General features: G+C 58.7%; 16 protein-coding genes and 3 pseudogenes. 6 read left to right on the forward strand and 13 right to left on the reverse strand.

Annotated features, from left to right (window positions below; all coding sequences use genetic code 11):
• On the forward strand, positions 1-444 hold a 444-nt coding region (locus ACPYOI_RS31150), incomplete at its 5' end, for a TspO/MBR family protein (protein ID WP_481423829.1).
• 116 nt (positions 445-560) lie between these two features.
• Positions 561-1,521: pseudogene (locus ACPYOI_RS31155) on the forward strand (IS110 family RNA-guided transposase).
• Between the two features lie 240 nt (positions 1,522-1,761).
• On the opposite strand, the pseudogene ACPYOI_RS31160 reads toward ACPYOI_RS31155, so the two are convergent.
• Together ACPYOI_RS31160 and ACPYOI_RS31165 are read right to left on the reverse strand one after the other, a co-directional pair.
• Positions 1,762-1,926 (reverse strand): annotated as a pseudogene (locus ACPYOI_RS31160) (IS21 family transposase); the annotation flags it as partial.
• Positions 1,927-2,163: 237 nt separating this feature from the next.
• Entirely contained in the window at positions 2,164-2,343 is a 180-nt protein-coding gene (locus ACPYOI_RS31165; protein ID WP_481420131.1) for a hypothetical protein, read from the reverse strand.
• A 684-nt stretch (positions 2,344-3,027) separates the two neighbouring features.
• Here ACPYOI_RS31165 and ACPYOI_RS31170 point away from each other — a divergent pair.
• Positions 3,028-3,324, forward strand: coding sequence for a DUF982 domain-containing protein (locus ACPYOI_RS31170; RefSeq protein ID WP_481423830.1), 297 nt, complete (start codon positions 3,028-3,030; stop codon positions 3,322-3,324).
• Between the two features lie 351 nt (positions 3,325-3,675).
• Here ACPYOI_RS31170 and ACPYOI_RS31175 read toward each other — a convergent pair whose 3' ends face one another.
• Positions 3,676-3,936 (reverse strand): hypothetical protein, encoded by a 261-nt coding sequence (locus ACPYOI_RS31175; RefSeq protein WP_481420133.1) that lies wholly within the window; start codon positions 3,934-3,936, stop codon positions 3,676-3,678.
• A 120-nt stretch (positions 3,937-4,056) separates the two neighbouring features.
• Positions 4,057-4,293 carry a hypothetical protein gene (locus ACPYOI_RS31180; RefSeq protein ID WP_481420134.1) on the reverse strand — a complete coding sequence of 79 codons (237 nt, stop codon included), beginning with the start codon at positions 4,291-4,293 and terminating at the stop codon, positions 4,057-4,059.
• A gap of 920 nt (positions 4,294-5,213) precedes the next feature.
• On the opposite strand from ACPYOI_RS31180, the gene ACPYOI_RS31185 reads away from it, so the two are divergent.
• The 3 genes from ACPYOI_RS31185 to ACPYOI_RS31195 all read left to right on the forward strand — a co-directional run bounded on the left by ACPYOI_RS31185 (position 5,214) and on the right by ACPYOI_RS31195 (position 6,967).
• Complete coding sequence (locus ACPYOI_RS31185; protein WP_481420135.1) at positions 5,214-5,606, forward strand: hypothetical protein; 393 nt, start codon at positions 5,214-5,216, stop codon at positions 5,604-5,606.
• A 568-nt stretch (positions 5,607-6,174) separates the two neighbouring features.
• Positions 6,175-6,660, forward strand: coding sequence for a hypothetical protein (locus tag ACPYOI_RS31190; RefSeq protein WP_481423831.1), 486 nt, complete (start codon positions 6,175-6,177; stop codon positions 6,658-6,660).
• Positions 6,644-6,967, forward strand: coding sequence for a Crp/Fnr family transcriptional regulator (locus ACPYOI_RS31195; RefSeq protein WP_481423832.1), 324 nt, complete (start codon positions 6,644-6,646; stop codon positions 6,965-6,967). The genes ACPYOI_RS31190 and ACPYOI_RS31195 overlap by 17 nt, the downstream gene beginning before the upstream one ends.
• Positions 6,968-7,943: 976 nt before the next feature.
• On the opposite strand, the gene ACPYOI_RS31200 is transcribed toward ACPYOI_RS31195, so the two are convergent.
• From ACPYOI_RS31200 to ACPYOI_RS31240, 9 genes and pseudogenes are all read right to left on the reverse strand, one after another.
• Complete coding sequence (locus ACPYOI_RS31200) at positions 7,944-8,159, reverse strand: DUF6894 family protein (RefSeq protein WP_481423833.1); 216 nt, start codon at positions 8,157-8,159, stop codon at positions 7,944-7,946.
• Between the two features lie 269 nt (positions 8,160-8,428).
• Positions 8,429-8,674 carry a DUF982 domain-containing protein gene (locus ACPYOI_RS31205; RefSeq protein ID WP_481423834.1) on the reverse strand — a complete coding sequence of 82 codons (246 nt, stop codon included), beginning with the start codon at positions 8,672-8,674 and terminating at the stop codon, positions 8,429-8,431.
• A gap of 966 nt (positions 8,675-9,640) precedes the next feature.
• Positions 9,641-9,809 (reverse strand): annotated as a pseudogene (locus tag ACPYOI_RS31210) (thermonuclease family protein); the annotation flags it as partial.
• A gap of 327 nt (positions 9,810-10,136) precedes the next feature.
• Entirely contained in the window at positions 10,137-10,331 is a 195-nt protein-coding gene (locus ACPYOI_RS31215; RefSeq protein ID WP_481418304.1) for a hypothetical protein, read from the reverse strand.
• A 316-nt stretch (positions 10,332-10,647) separates the two neighbouring features.
• On the reverse strand, positions 10,648-12,033 hold the full coding sequence (locus ACPYOI_RS31220) for a DegQ family serine endoprotease (protein WP_481418303.1): 1,386 nt from the start codon (positions 12,031-12,033) through the stop codon (positions 10,648-10,650).
• Positions 12,034-12,103: 70 nt separating this feature from the next.
• A complete protein-coding gene (locus ACPYOI_RS31225; RefSeq protein WP_481418302.1) occupies positions 12,104-12,469 on the reverse strand; it encodes an SPW repeat protein in 366 nt (121 codons plus the stop codon).
• 32 nt (positions 12,470-12,501) lie between these two features.
• Positions 12,502-12,687, reverse strand: a complete 186-nt coding sequence (locus tag ACPYOI_RS31230) for a hypothetical protein (protein ID WP_481418301.1) — start codon at positions 12,685-12,687, stop codon at positions 12,502-12,504.
• Between the two features lie 141 nt (positions 12,688-12,828).
• Entirely contained in the window at positions 12,829-12,996 is a 168-nt protein-coding gene (locus ACPYOI_RS31235; RefSeq protein ID WP_481418300.1) for a hypothetical protein, read from the reverse strand.
• A 71-nt stretch (positions 12,997-13,067) separates the two neighbouring features.
• Complete coding sequence (locus tag ACPYOI_RS31240; RefSeq protein ID WP_481423835.1) at positions 13,068-13,559, reverse strand: Hsp20/alpha crystallin family protein; 492 nt, start codon at positions 13,557-13,559, stop codon at positions 13,068-13,070.
• Between the last annotated feature and the right edge of the window lie 2 nt (positions 13,560-13,561).

Here is a 13,561-nt window from a genome sequence, read left to right on the forward strand (position 1 = left end):
GCTGCGGCGGCTACCGGCGTGATCTTTAGGCCAGGCAACTGGTACAAGCAGCTCGACAAGCCAAGATGGCGCCCGCCCGATTGGCTGTTCGCCCCGGTCTGGACAGTTCTCTATGCATCGATCGGACTGTCGGGCTGGCTCGTATGGCGAGAGGCAGGCGTTGCCGGAGCAGCACTGCCTCTCAGCGTCTATGCAGTCCAGCTTCTGCTCAATGCTGCGTGGACGCCGATCTTTTTTGGACTTCACCGACCCGGGCTGGCCGTGGTGGAGATCATGGTGCTTTGGGTTGCGATCCTGGCGACGATTATATTGTTTCACCCCGTGAATGCGGCTGCCGCCTTGCTACTTGTTGCTTACCTGGCATGGGTGAGTTTCGCAGCGGCACTTAACTTGTCCATCTGGCGGCGCAACCGCTCGAAACCACTGTCGCAGGGTGCCCGATGAGACCCCGGTGGGTCGTCGTGAATGACCGGATGCAGCAAGGCTACCGGTACGCTCTCGTTGCGCCAATCGGCCGTAACTTTCATCCCGATTTCCGGCCAGACTTGACACCCGCCGAGATGCACAGCATCGCTTCGGATGGCACTATTCTTTCGCGCAAGGTCAGCCGGTCGAAGTTGGCCGAAACTGTTAACGCAATCGCTCCAAACACAGTTGCAATGGAAGCCTGCGCCAGCGCTCATCACTGGGGACGGCAGTTCAAGTATGATGGGCGACAGGTTCTGCTCATCAATCCTCGCTTCGTAAAGCCCTTTGTGCGCGGCTCCAAGAATGATGCAGTTGACGCAGCGGCAATATACGAAGCTGCGATACGACCGACCATGCGGTTTGTACCGGTCAAGTCGACCGCGCAGCAAGACCTTCAGTCGCTGCATAGAATAGGAGAACGTCTGATTGTTCAGCGTACCTCGTTGATCAATCATGCACGCGGCCTTCTCGCCGAGTATGGAATCGTTTTGCCGCAAGGGCCGTGGCGCTTTGCATTCCAGGCACACCCTCGGCTGTCGACAATGCGGCTCTTTCCAATCTCGGACGCGAGCTATTCCTCGAACTCCTCGACCAGCTGACCGATGTAAATGGCCGGGTGGCCAAGCTCGACGCGAAGATTGGGGAGATTTGCCGCGAGCGAGAAGATTGCCGCCGTCTGTCCGAACTGCCAGGCATCGGTCCGATCATCGCAACAGCACTTGTTGCTAGCGTTGAGGACGGACATCACTTCAAATCCGGGCGAGAACTGGCAGCTTGGATAGGGTTAGTCCCACGACAATACACGACTGGCGGCAAGCCACGCCTCGGTGGAATTGGTCGCCGAGCGAACCATTATCTCCGTCGCCAGATGATCCATGGCGCGCGTGCTCAGTCATCAGTCGACTTGCCAAGCACGACGATCACCGATCTCGATGGCTGAAAAAGCTCGTCGCTCGCAGGGGATTCAATAGAGCGCTTGTTGCGCTTGCCAACAAGATCGCTCGCGTAGCATGGGCATTACTAGCGCGACAGGAGCGGTGTGCCGCACAATAGTCATTTGCCAATCGTTGCCTGTGAGGCAATGATGAATGCGAGGTAAGAACTGATGGCGCAACGGCAGGGACCGCAGCTTCGGATCCTGATCTACGACAAGGCCGCAAAGGTCGATCATGTTATGAGGACAGAGGTAGAGGACTCCCATCAAGGCCAGGGGCGTGACCGCTCAAGCGATAGGCCGGACAGGTTCACGCATCCAATGCCGAGTGTCACCAAATGTTCATCTCGCCCGGGAGGCGTCCATAAATTGTCGTAGATGCCACGCGTGCAGGTGCCATGGAAGAAGGCGAAGGCCCGGTCATGGGCGTCGAACACCATCTCCTGGCTCTCGCGCATATAGGCCCGCGCAAACATCATCCGGCTGTGGCAAAGCCGGACACGGGCGACCTTGACGGTCGTCGTCACCGGACTGGCGCGATGAGGAAGTGACCAGCCAGAAAGAGCAGGTAAGGGCTGATGTTCTCGCCCATGCTCACTGGCGCAACGAACGCCGCCGGCAGCTCCTGGAGCGGGCCGAACGGTGACGCCGCAATCGACCCTTCTTCCTCGAGGAGAATTCGAACACCGGAGATCCGGGCGCGGCAAAATTTGTGTGCGAGACGCGGCAATCAGCCAAGTGAGAATTCCTCACCTCATACTCTATCGCCATCGCGGCTCGCGAGGGGCATTGTGGAGAAGTTCGCTCGCTGTTGCAAAGGGGCCAAATAGCTGCAGCAGGCGGGCTTCCTCGATATCAGTGAGATGGTGTCGCTTCGCGAACTCTTGAACAGACCATACGGGTTTGGTCTCGACATTCTCCAGAGATTCAATGCGCTGCATGCTTACTCAGTCCTCCTTACTAAACGGGAGGAGGAAATACATGTTCATACATTAGAAAGATATAAAATAAGACATGTCGCCGCTTGTTGGTACGCTGCCGAACACATCACAGCGGCGATTTAGTGACTCCTCGAACGGGTACACCCTGCTTCCGCGCACCCACGCTGGTTACTGGAAGCCCATCCCCTTGAACGGCGGCGGGCTTTGTCCTCATCATTGCGAGTTTGGCCTCACGCTCGTCCGGGTGCCGCGACACCTGGAGCAATCGTCAGCACGCGTACGACTTCCGCGGCCAACTCTGTGACATCGTACACGAGGGCCGCTCCATGGTTACCGGTGGCCGTCGTGACTATCGACGTACGGTCAGGGAGCGCTATCAGGGACACCACCTGATCCGGTTTATGAAAACAGGCACCGCAGCCTGTCCAATCAGGGTCAATTGTACAAGCCTCATGTCATCCCTCCTGCACGCGAGGTTTGCTTCGCGGTATAAACGCAAGAGACTTGGGGAAGTTTAGGTGGGGATTGGGTTCGAGGGAAGCTACCTCAGTTTGCTATGAACCAGCCTCGAGGTAGGGCGAAGACGTTTAGAAGAGCGTCGGCGGATGGTGGGGCACTGTCTTGAAATCGTTGCGTTAACTCCTAAATCTTGGCCGTTAACTAGGCCTAGATAAGGAGGTTAAAATGGCTGACTACCGGTTTGAACGTCCGATTTTCATCCGGCAGAAGAACTACATCCAAGAGATCACCAATATCGACGATGCATTCGACCTGTTGGAGGAATGGCCCGGCCATCGACGTGATCTTGCCTACGACACAGTTCTAAAGGCTTGTCGTGATGCTTACGTTGGCCGAATGCCTTTAAGCGCCCTATACGAGACATTGCGCCGCTTTGCCAAAAAGGCCGGAGCTTTGGTCGACATTGAAGAGGTGCCGAATTTTAGCATCCTGTCGAGCGATAGGAGCGTGTCTAGCCGGTAATGTCGGTGTCCCAGCTCGCCGTTCTGCTCGCCCTTACCGGAGCGAGCCCGCTCGCGTTGTCTATCGCCGAGAAGGTTGTCGCCACCACTCGCCCGTCACCGCCCGGTGGCGGGTTTTCTATTGCGATCCGGGGAGCTGCTGAGGAGTGCCAGGCGCTGCAGGTAGCCTGTTTTCGGTGTTCTGTCGGTCGGGCGGCACCGTTGGAGCAGTCTCCGGGTCGGTGCGGACCCAATATCCGATAGCCAAACCAATGAGTACGACCACAATGGCCGCGATTATTGCACCGAGCGCTCGTTTGCTCGACATGGTTTGAGCCCTTTCTTTCTACGTTCGAGCTGCAGTTGCAGAACCTTACCGCTCCGTCTTTTGGCCTACTCTACGCCTCACGAGCTTCAGGGTTCGATCCGGCTGGACGATATAGACTTCCTGCACGAAGTTCCCGAATTGATCCTCAAACTCGTTCGGCACGGTGCTGCCAACAGGCGATTTGGTGAGGCGTGCCACGTGGCCACCATACGTGATGCTGCCCGGAACGGGTTGGATCTCGGCGGAGCCGGCGGAGCAGGACGAGAGTGTAATGACTGCGGCGGATGCAATGAAGTAGAGTTTCATAGGTGTCCTTTCACAAGAGGCCACCCGAACCGCGGCGGATTACCAATGTTCCGCCTAGTCCCTACTTCCGAGCGGGGACGCCGCTTTTCCGCCCCGCAGCTCGGCACTGAGAGCTAGTCGCTAACTGAGGGTGCGGCACTTACCTTTGATCAACGCTTCCAGATCGCCGCCGCTGACGATAGGCTCCGGCATTTGCCCGGAGTGCACGAAGACCTCGATGGCTTGGAGGTCACCAATGTTCATCCGGCAATATTCCAAGGCTTTTTCGAAACAGCCGAATGTTTTGTTCCGTGTCCCTGGTGACCAGGAATGCACGGTTGTCGGAATGCCGACATAATCGGAAGCGCGGTGGGGCATGGTACTTTCCGTATCGTTCTGGTGCGAACGTTACCACATGACAGAAAAATGACGGTGGCTTTGCTCTCCAGATGGTTAGCGTTTCACTACTGGATCCAGACAAAGCGCTGGCCATCTACAGTGCGAAGTGGCCGGCCGGATCAAAGCATGAAGACTTATCGGAACGGCGGATTTGCTTCGATCCAGCTGCCCGTGCCTTTGAGGGTTCGATCGTGCTTATGGTTGTGTGTCAACTCAGACACTATAAGCGTGTCGCTATCTTGAATGAATCGACGGTAGTGGTCGTAAACTTCCGCAGCCGTGTTGGCTAGGTTTACGAGCCAACATGAGATCTGGCATTTGTGCGCTCCGCGGCTCGTCAGGTCACGTAGGACCGGCCGGTAACACGGTGCGCTTTCCTTCTTCACGAGATCGAAAGTTAGGATGAACGGAGGCATGCTCCCATCCTCCCAGCTGCGTGGGCTAGAGACGTCCCCATGGAGACCGATATCCCGGTATCGCGATGTCCGTGACCCACCTCCCGTTGCTTTCCTGAAGAACGCACTTCAGCGGAATTTGGTTCAAGGCGGCAAGCCAGTAGAAAGTTCATATCGCGAAATGCGAAGGCCCCGCCGGCTCGTCGCGGGTCTGCTCTGTGTAAATCCGGGTGCAAGCAGGCAGGCTGGATCACTCCAACAAGGGATACCACTATGGCACCGATGGTCGACCTCGCGCGCACCGCGGCGGAGAAGAAAGAAGAACTCGACCGTTGGGAGAAGGGGCCGACCGAATCCGATCGCCCGGACTACGCCTACGCCTGACGCTCTTCCTCGATTACACGACCCTCAAGAAGATGGGTCTCACCGATCGCGAACTGGCGAAAAAGTACGAGGTAAGGCGCCCTCGATCGAGCTGCGCTCTGCCTTCGAGCGCTTCACGCAATGGCTGACCTTTCGCTTGATGACGGTGACTATTCCGTCACCGGCGTGGGTTCTGACGACGGTGGCACGGTGGTCAAAGCATCGGCGCTGCTCACGGGGCAGACCCTCACCATCGTACGCGATCCACCGTTGACGCAAGAAACGTCTCTTGAAAACCAGGGGCCGTACAATGCGAACGTGGTCGAGAGCCGCCTTGATCTGATGGTGATGCAGGCCCAGTCCGTCAAAGAGGCGACGGACCGATCGTTCAAGGTTGAACCCGGACAGCCGGCGCCGTCCTTGCAGTTGATCGCGGCCGCTGAGGGATTTGCCTCGGCCGCCCAGCAAAGCGCTCAGGACGCCGCAGCGTCGGCCACCGCTGCCGCTGGTCTCGAAACCACCTATCAAGGATAGGTAACGACGCCTCAGGATATGTCGTCTCGGCTTCCCAGTGGTCCGCCAAGGCGCAGGACTGGGCCGTCAAGATGGACGGACTGGTGGACGGAGCGGGACTATTCCGCCAAGTACTGGGCAGGACAGGCGTACCTTCAAGGTGGCGTCCCTGTGGCTACAATCCTTCAGGTATATGGCAACGGAACCACCACGCCGCCCGGACACATCCCGTATATCCCCGGCTTCGCGGTAACATCCGCCTACCCCCAACTCCGAGCATACGGTTTAGCCAATGGGTGGGCCACGGATGGGAGCGGCAACCCCGTACTCCCGAACGTAGAGAGCCCGTTCCTTCGTGGATGGCGTGCAGGTCAGACAGGCAATGATGCTGGGCGTGTTTGGCTCGGTGCAGCAAGACGCCCTGCAGAGTATCACAGGCCAGTTCAACGTTGGTGCCCTTGTTAGCGGCGTGGGCGGTGTATTCGCTAGCGCTCCGACGACCGCCTCTCGTGCGGCAACGTCACAAACCGACTCAAACCAAATATCCTTTGACGCCTCCCGCGTGGCTCGCACAGCAGCGGAAACCCGCGTGGTCAACATACCGGTCACCCTCTACATCAAGGCATATGATGCCCCGGTAGACCCTGCCTTGTTGGTGGCCGCACAGGTAGTGAGCGACTTGGGCACCACAATGACCACCGTGGCCAAGCTTGGTAGGTTCTCTACGCCGAGGGCTACACTGTCCGGCCCCGCATTTGACATGACGGGTCTCTTGGCAGACCTACGCGAGTTCACGGTGATTGTTGAGGGATTTGGTGGGGCGTCTGCATCACGTCCCCGCATCCAGCTTGGTACATCGGGCGGCGTGGTGACAACAGGGTATGACCATTCCTGCCACCAGCTCTCGCCCGGGGGTAGAGATACGGCTGACGCCGTTCTGAATGCCTCCGAGCTGATTGATCTGAAGATCCATCAACAGCTACAGGGCGGTTTGGAGATCGAAACCGGGCTAGTCGGGAAGGAGGGAGTGGTCGGAACGAAACGCGCTCGCCGGGATCATGCAGTCCCCGGATGAAGTCGTCGTCCAGATAGCCGGCAGCGCCCGTCGCCTGCCGCTGCGCCACATGCAGTCCCTGATTGACGAAAGCGCGGCTCTTAAGGATCTCCTCATCCGCTATTTGCAGAGCCTGCAGGTGCAGATCGCCGGCACGGCGCTCGCGAACGGAAGAGCGACGATCGTTCAGCGGCTAGCTCGCTGGCTGCTCATGTGTCAGGATCGCATCGGAAACCCACACCTGGCGTTGACCCATGAGTACCTCTCGACGATGTTGGGAACCCGCAGGGCCTGGCGTAACCACAGCGATACATGTCCTGGAAGGTGACCACCTGATACGATCCACGCGAGGTGTTTGCACGATCACGAACCGGCCAGGCCTCATTGAGCGGGCCGGCGGAATCTACGGAGCACCGGAGACGGAATACCGGCGCCTGATCGTTGTGAGCGCAGAAGATGAGGCTCCGCATGGGACGGAACGCCACTTTCGTTCTAGTCGGGATTCGGGGCGCTACCTTTCTTGAGGCTTCTAAGTCAATCCTCACGCAACCGTGCGGTTTTGGCCTCGAGCTGAAGGCGTTCCTGTTCAAAAGGATTGCTGCGGGGCAGACAGGGCCGTCGAACTAGACTTGGAAATACGACCAAGGGGCTCGTCCAAAGGGTCAAACATGGCGAGCCCCTGGTCTGATGGCGGCCCCGGATATTGTGTAACGTTGCCGTCACGCGCCGGGCTTGGTGGCTACAGCTCCTAAACTAAAACTCAAGGCGGCGCGCGCTCGCCAATAATAAGGTAAGGGTCGAAGGGCCCGCCGAAAAGCGAGCCCTTGCCGCGCCTCTTGTATACCCTAGCCATTCAGCGCGGAATTGACCACGCGGCACCCGGAGAGGGGTGTCATCAGCCGGTTGATCAGAAGAACTGCCGCGCACCCCAGGCGCGCCAAAGGTTCTGCAATGTTCCCCCAAAAAATGCCCCGCCGGAGCAGCAGTTAACGGGGAAAAGGTGACCGCGCGGCACCAGGGAAGAGGGCTGCGGCTCCAACATCACTGGCGACTTTCGTCGGGAAGACTACCGCGCGGCCGCCATCCAGACGCCCAGGACGCGCAACCGTTCCCGTCCGGTAGCGTACGAACAAAGAAGACCCCGCTGGCTGGTGAGCGGTTGCGAGGTCAGGTCGCCACTAAGGCTGGATGCGCTGGCGGGGCGGATGCCAACACGCAATCCGGCACAATAACGAAGAGAGGAGACTTCGCGTTCCGGTTCGCCAGCGTACAGACAAAGCCGTGCCTCGGCGGGCTCGGCCGGTTCATCTGCTGGAGTCAATCCAGCACCACGGACTTGAACGGGAATCTCGAATTGTTAAGCGTATCGGCTCTCCCCGATGGACCAAATCCGCGACGAGCTCGCGGGCGGAGGTGACGGCCTCTTCATGAACTGCGGCAAGATTTGGCAGATCGATAATACCTTCGTCGTCTTCGACGAATTCATCGGCTGCACGGATATGGAGGTAATACTTCGCCATCTACCAACAACCGCGGGAGGGCGCTCTCCTAGTTCGCGAACAATCAAGGCTTCACATTGTTCCTGTCCGGTTAGCGCGCCCCCGATGATGACCGCGCGGTGCCAGGACGAAGTGTCGGTCATCGCTGGCGTTTAACAGGACGGCTGCCGCGCGGCCATATCGATAACTAATCGGCACCAGCGACGTTCCCGTCCGCTAGCGTACCGACAAAAAGAGACCCCGCGTGCTTTGAGTCAGCTCGCCATTACGAGTTGCCGATGGAGGCAGGATCAGTATCGCATCCATAGCCCAGCTTCTCTGGCGGCGGCAATAAAAGCGGTTCGTGCAGCCTCGTGCGACGTACGATCGTCGAGCGCCGCTTGACAAACATTTTGTGCACGAAAGAAAGCCGGACCGAACGTGGACCACCGCGTTGTAAGCAATGTCAAGGCTGCCCGTGTGCCTGTGATTACCTCGCACCGCTCACTGGGCCTCAGTTGCAATTCAACATTGGTGGCCCAGTGACCGTCGTCCATAACAGTACCTCGTAAGATGATGAGCGGTTAACAACAGCGGCGCTGTTCGGAAGTTCCGGCCTTCCCTGACTTGCTGATATTAGTTGGTGGAAGACGAAAGGGAATCAGCGCGTGGAGCAGAGGACCGCGCGGCCTTCCGAGGGCAAGGAAGGGTCAAAGCACGCCACGCGATCCCAACGGCTAGAACAATGAAAGCATTGCAAGGTTCCGGTGCGGTAGCGTACCGATCGCAATCGGCTCATATGACGTTGAACAGCGCGGCCAAACTCCCGATGACTTCGGCAAATAGCTTGCTTTACTCAGGCGGTGGGCCGTCATCCCCCCGGCTGCGAAGCCTAGCCTCACGTAACCTCGCGGTCTTGGCTTCGCGTTGAAGGCGTTCCGTTTCGAGAATGGTTTTGGCAACTTTATTGGTTGCTTCCAGCCTCGCTTGTTGCTCGCTTGCAGATCGACTACCCAACTGTTCCTCCGTTGCAACTGGTATCATCCCGCGATTAGGGGATGCTGTGTTAACGGGCTGCTTAAAAACTTAGCCCTGCGCGGACCTGCTTCAAGCATCGGTCCGTTGCCGTACGGTGGCAGCCCGCCTCAAGACTCTGGGATACACCAGTCGTTTCGATGGCCGGGCCGCCACTTTCGAGCGAAGCCTTCCCGCAACAGCGTCTTGCCGACCTCTTCAGTGGGCATAGCCTATGTTATGGAGACCGCACGACGTTGAAAGTTCGTTGTCGGATTTTCCGATAGTGACGCCGCCAGTACCGCGATCACGCCTTTTCGCGTGCGTGGCTTTTAGCCTCACGCATAACCATTCGTTGAGACCAGCAATTTTAAACTGCTTCCATTTCAAAGATGGATTCCACCATGCCTGATTGGTTTCGATACATCGTTTTCATGGGCTTTATCGCATTGGTTTCGGGTGTGCCCTGGTCACTTACTGGCTTTCTTCCCGGCGGTGACATACGCTCACGCCAGCTTCCGTTCCTTGATGCACTTCGCGTGCGATCCGATCTCCGGCGTGTTTATGCCCGAGACGAAAGGAACACCTTCCCCAACAGTCGCATATTCTGAGCGTCGCACTGGACGGTATTGCCGTGACAGCCGTCAATGAGGTACAGACGAGTAATTCCGCTATCACTGGCTGTCCTCAATGCAGCTTCTTCGGCGCGTCTTCGATCATTTCGAGGATTTGGACCATGCCCAACACCGCATGCGACATTATCTAGCCTGACTTTTCGGCCGGCTCTCCCGTGCGACGATCGATGATGGTCCAGCTGCCATCGGCTTCCTGCATGGTGGAAATCCGGTTCTGCTTCACGCTTCGCCTCCTTGGTGAAGGGTAAAGTCAAACAAGGAAGGCGGCTGGGGTCTAGTCGCGCCTTCACGTTTAAGCGGTCGTACTTCGGCGACCAGCCACGAACCATCCCGCGGCTAATCGCGCTTTCCGTCAATGCAAGCTGAAGTTTCAGGTGCGGATGTCGGCCAGCAGCGTTGCTATCGACTGACCCATCGGTGCTCCGGAACCCATGTCGTAGGCGCCGGCAACGAAGAGGTGATGCACCTGCTCGATTGCCGCCCCGGCCTTCAACGCAGCAAGCAGACGTGGGTGCGCGTCGCTGATCGTGACTTCACAAGGCGGTGTCCAATAGGTGCCTTGCACCAATTCTTCTTCGTTCGGCTGCCGGGCATATCCGTTCTCCATTCCTAAAAGTGTTTAGCTACCGGCCGGGACGCCGTATGTTCTTATTATGTTCTTGTCTTAGGAGGAGTCAACAAGGCGCGACTATGAAGCGTCGAAGCAGGTTCAGCGCTTTGGGCTATCAGAGCGATGACCGACCCTAGACGCGCAATGTGCCTGACGCTCGCTGTGTCTATTGACATGGTTTCGGCTTCACTGATCGCGTCGCGGCAGCTTATATATGGTTGACGCTGCCGCCAAAGCGCAAAAGTTAAAATACCTGCGATGTCTTGGCGGGTTATCGGATCACCAATAGAAGATGAGCCCCGTCGCGCAAAAGTTCGACGGCCGTAGTAGCTCCGTTGGTGCCGAGAGCACTCCGCAGCTCTGCTACCGACGAGACCGGCACCCTGTTGACCGCTACGATCATGTCACCCGTGCGAAGTCCGGAACGATCGGCCGCGCTTTCTCCAGCAACCCTCTCGATGACCACACCCGAAGTTCCTACGGCATTGGATTCGGCAGCAGTAGCATCCCGCAACGTCGCGCCGGCAAGGGGCGTGCCTGCGAAATCAGCCGACGCGGGAGCATAGCTGGCGATGGTCACGTCGATCTCGTGCTGTTCGTCGCCACGCTTCACGGCCAGCCGGACCTTGGTTCCAGCGGGTGTCAGGCCGATCCTATTCCTGAGATCGGTCGAGCCATGCACGGGACGTCCGTCGATTGCCGTCACCACATCGCCAGTCTTCAATCCCGCCTGCTCGGCCGATGATCCGGCTTCGACATTGGCAATCAGCGCGCCGCGCAGATCGCCGAGCTTGAGGGCCTCTGCAACGTCCGGCGCGAGGTCTTGGATACCGATGCCGAGCCTGCCGCGCTGGACCTCGCCATGGGCGATCAACTGCTTCATCACCGTCACCGCCATGCTGCTGGGGACTGCAAAGCCGATGCCGACGTTGGCGCCGGCGGGGCTGAGGATCGCTGTATTGACCCCGATGAGCTTGCCGTCGAGTGACACCAGCGCGCCCCCGGAATTGCCGGGGTTGATCGAGGCGTCGGTCTGGATGAAGTCCTCATAGCCTTCGATGTTCAATCCGCTCCGCCCGAGCGCGCTGACGATGCCGGAAGTCACCGTCTGGCCGAGACCAAAAGGGTTGCCGATGGCGACGACGTAGTCGCCTACCTTGAGGCCATCGGAATCGCCCATCTGGATCGCAGTAAGGTTTTTCGCGTCGATCCGGAGCAAGGCGATGTCGGTCTCCTTGTCGCTACCGATGAGCTTTGCGGGCAGCTGACGTCCATCCTTCAGCGTCACGGAGATTTTCGTCCCGGCATCGACGACATGATGATTGGTCAGCACATATCCTTTAGCGGCGTCGACGATGACGCCCGAGCCGGCGCTCATCCTGGCTTGCGGTTGCTGCTCCGGCAGATTGAAGAAGCGGCGAAAGTTGGGGTCGCTGTAAAGCGGATTGTTCTCGGCGGGCGAACGCGAGACTACCGCGATGTTGACGACGGCTGGCGTCACATGCTCAAGCATCGGCGCCAAGGTCGGAAGGTGGGCGGAAACCGTGGTGGACTCTGTCGGTTGCCCGAAGATCGGGTTGATTGTGAACAGGACGGCTCCGGCGGCGATGGCTGTGGAAGCGGCAATCGTACGGAGCCTCGGGGCGAGATCGAACATCGGTTGCTCCTTGAATCTGATTGTTTCCTAGGAAGAACGGGTCCGGCGGCCCGGACCCGTTCTGGTTCAGTTAGACACTGGACAGCGGGTGGTTATGGCTGAACCAGATGCTGCCAGCCGCCAGTACTGCGACGACAATGCCGGCAATCACGTGCGCCCACATCGCTGCGGTCACAGCCGTGAAGCCGAGGACCCACGGAGCGACCACGGCCCATAGGCCGAGCACCAGGTTCACCCATTCCTCCGCCTCATAGAAGGCGTAGAGCGCAGCGACGGCGACCAGGGCTATGGCCGCGCCGACAATCCAGGCATTCCATCCTGCATAGGCCTCGGCTGTGAAGCCAAGCAGCCATGGCGAGATAAGAAGACCAAGACCGGCAACGATGTTCACGATATCGAATACCGTCCGGTTTTCCGAAGACAGGGATCTGAACATGATTCATTCCTCCTTTCGGTTGGTTGGCATCATCAATGGACCGTCTCCTGGAGAGAAGAGGCGGGTGAGGCAGCGGCGTCGTTGCCGCCGCCGCGAAGCGGAGTTTTGGAATCGGGGCAGGCAAGCTGCGTCGCTTCTCCCGATCCGGTCAGAACCAGTCCGAGTTCATCCGAGGTGAAGACGCCCTGCGCGATGTCATGCAGCGCAAGGTCGCTCATGCCAGTCGCCGCGGCGTTGAGTCTCGGCTGAGCGCCACGAGCGAGCGCGCGACGGCGTGCGGCTGCCGCAAGCGTTAGCGCAAACCTGTTTGGAAGAACCCTTTCGCAATCGAAGACGACATATGGATCCATGGTTGAACCTCACGCGGCGTTTCGATCGATCGCACCGTGGAAATTCCGCCGCTCGACATCGCGTTCGAGCGCGAGCAGCGCCTGCTCGACCTCGTTTAGCGACGGTCGCTTGTTCTCCGGTATGCCAGCAGACGTCGGCGTGTTGGTTTCGTGGTGTAAATCTCTTGCAATCTCCATCGTTCATCCCTCCCTTTGGCGAAGGTCACTGGCGGCCGCTATCGGGCCGGCCGCCTGGTTGAGTGGTTCGATTAGTTCTTGATGGCGGTGCGCTTGACCTGCGATTGCGCCTTCTCGCTCTTCGGCAAGGTCACCGTCAACACACCGTTCTTGAAGCGGGCATCGACCTGATCGTCCCTGACCTCGACGCCGAGCGAGATGCGGCGCTCGAAGCGGCCGTAATAGCGCTCGGTAAACTGGCGATCCTTGTCTTCGGTCTCGGAGCGCTTCTCGCCCTTCAACGTCAACACACCGTCATTGAGCAGGACCTCGATGTCCTTCTCTTCAAGGCCGGGCACTTCGGCGGTCACCTTGATCTCCTTGTCGGTGTCGGAGATCTCCACGCTCGGCCAGCCGGCACTAAAGCTGGAGCCGCTGCCGAAGGATTGTAGGCCAGAGCCAAAGCCGCGGAAGACGTCGTCGAACAGGCGGTTCACCTCGCGGTGCAACGACAGGAAGGGATCACGGTCGTCGTCGCGCAGGACACTTGGAACCTGGTCACCGTTGTCGCGGCCCCAGGGAATCA

The organism is Rhizobium sp. SVR5-2C (assembly GCF_056755115.1).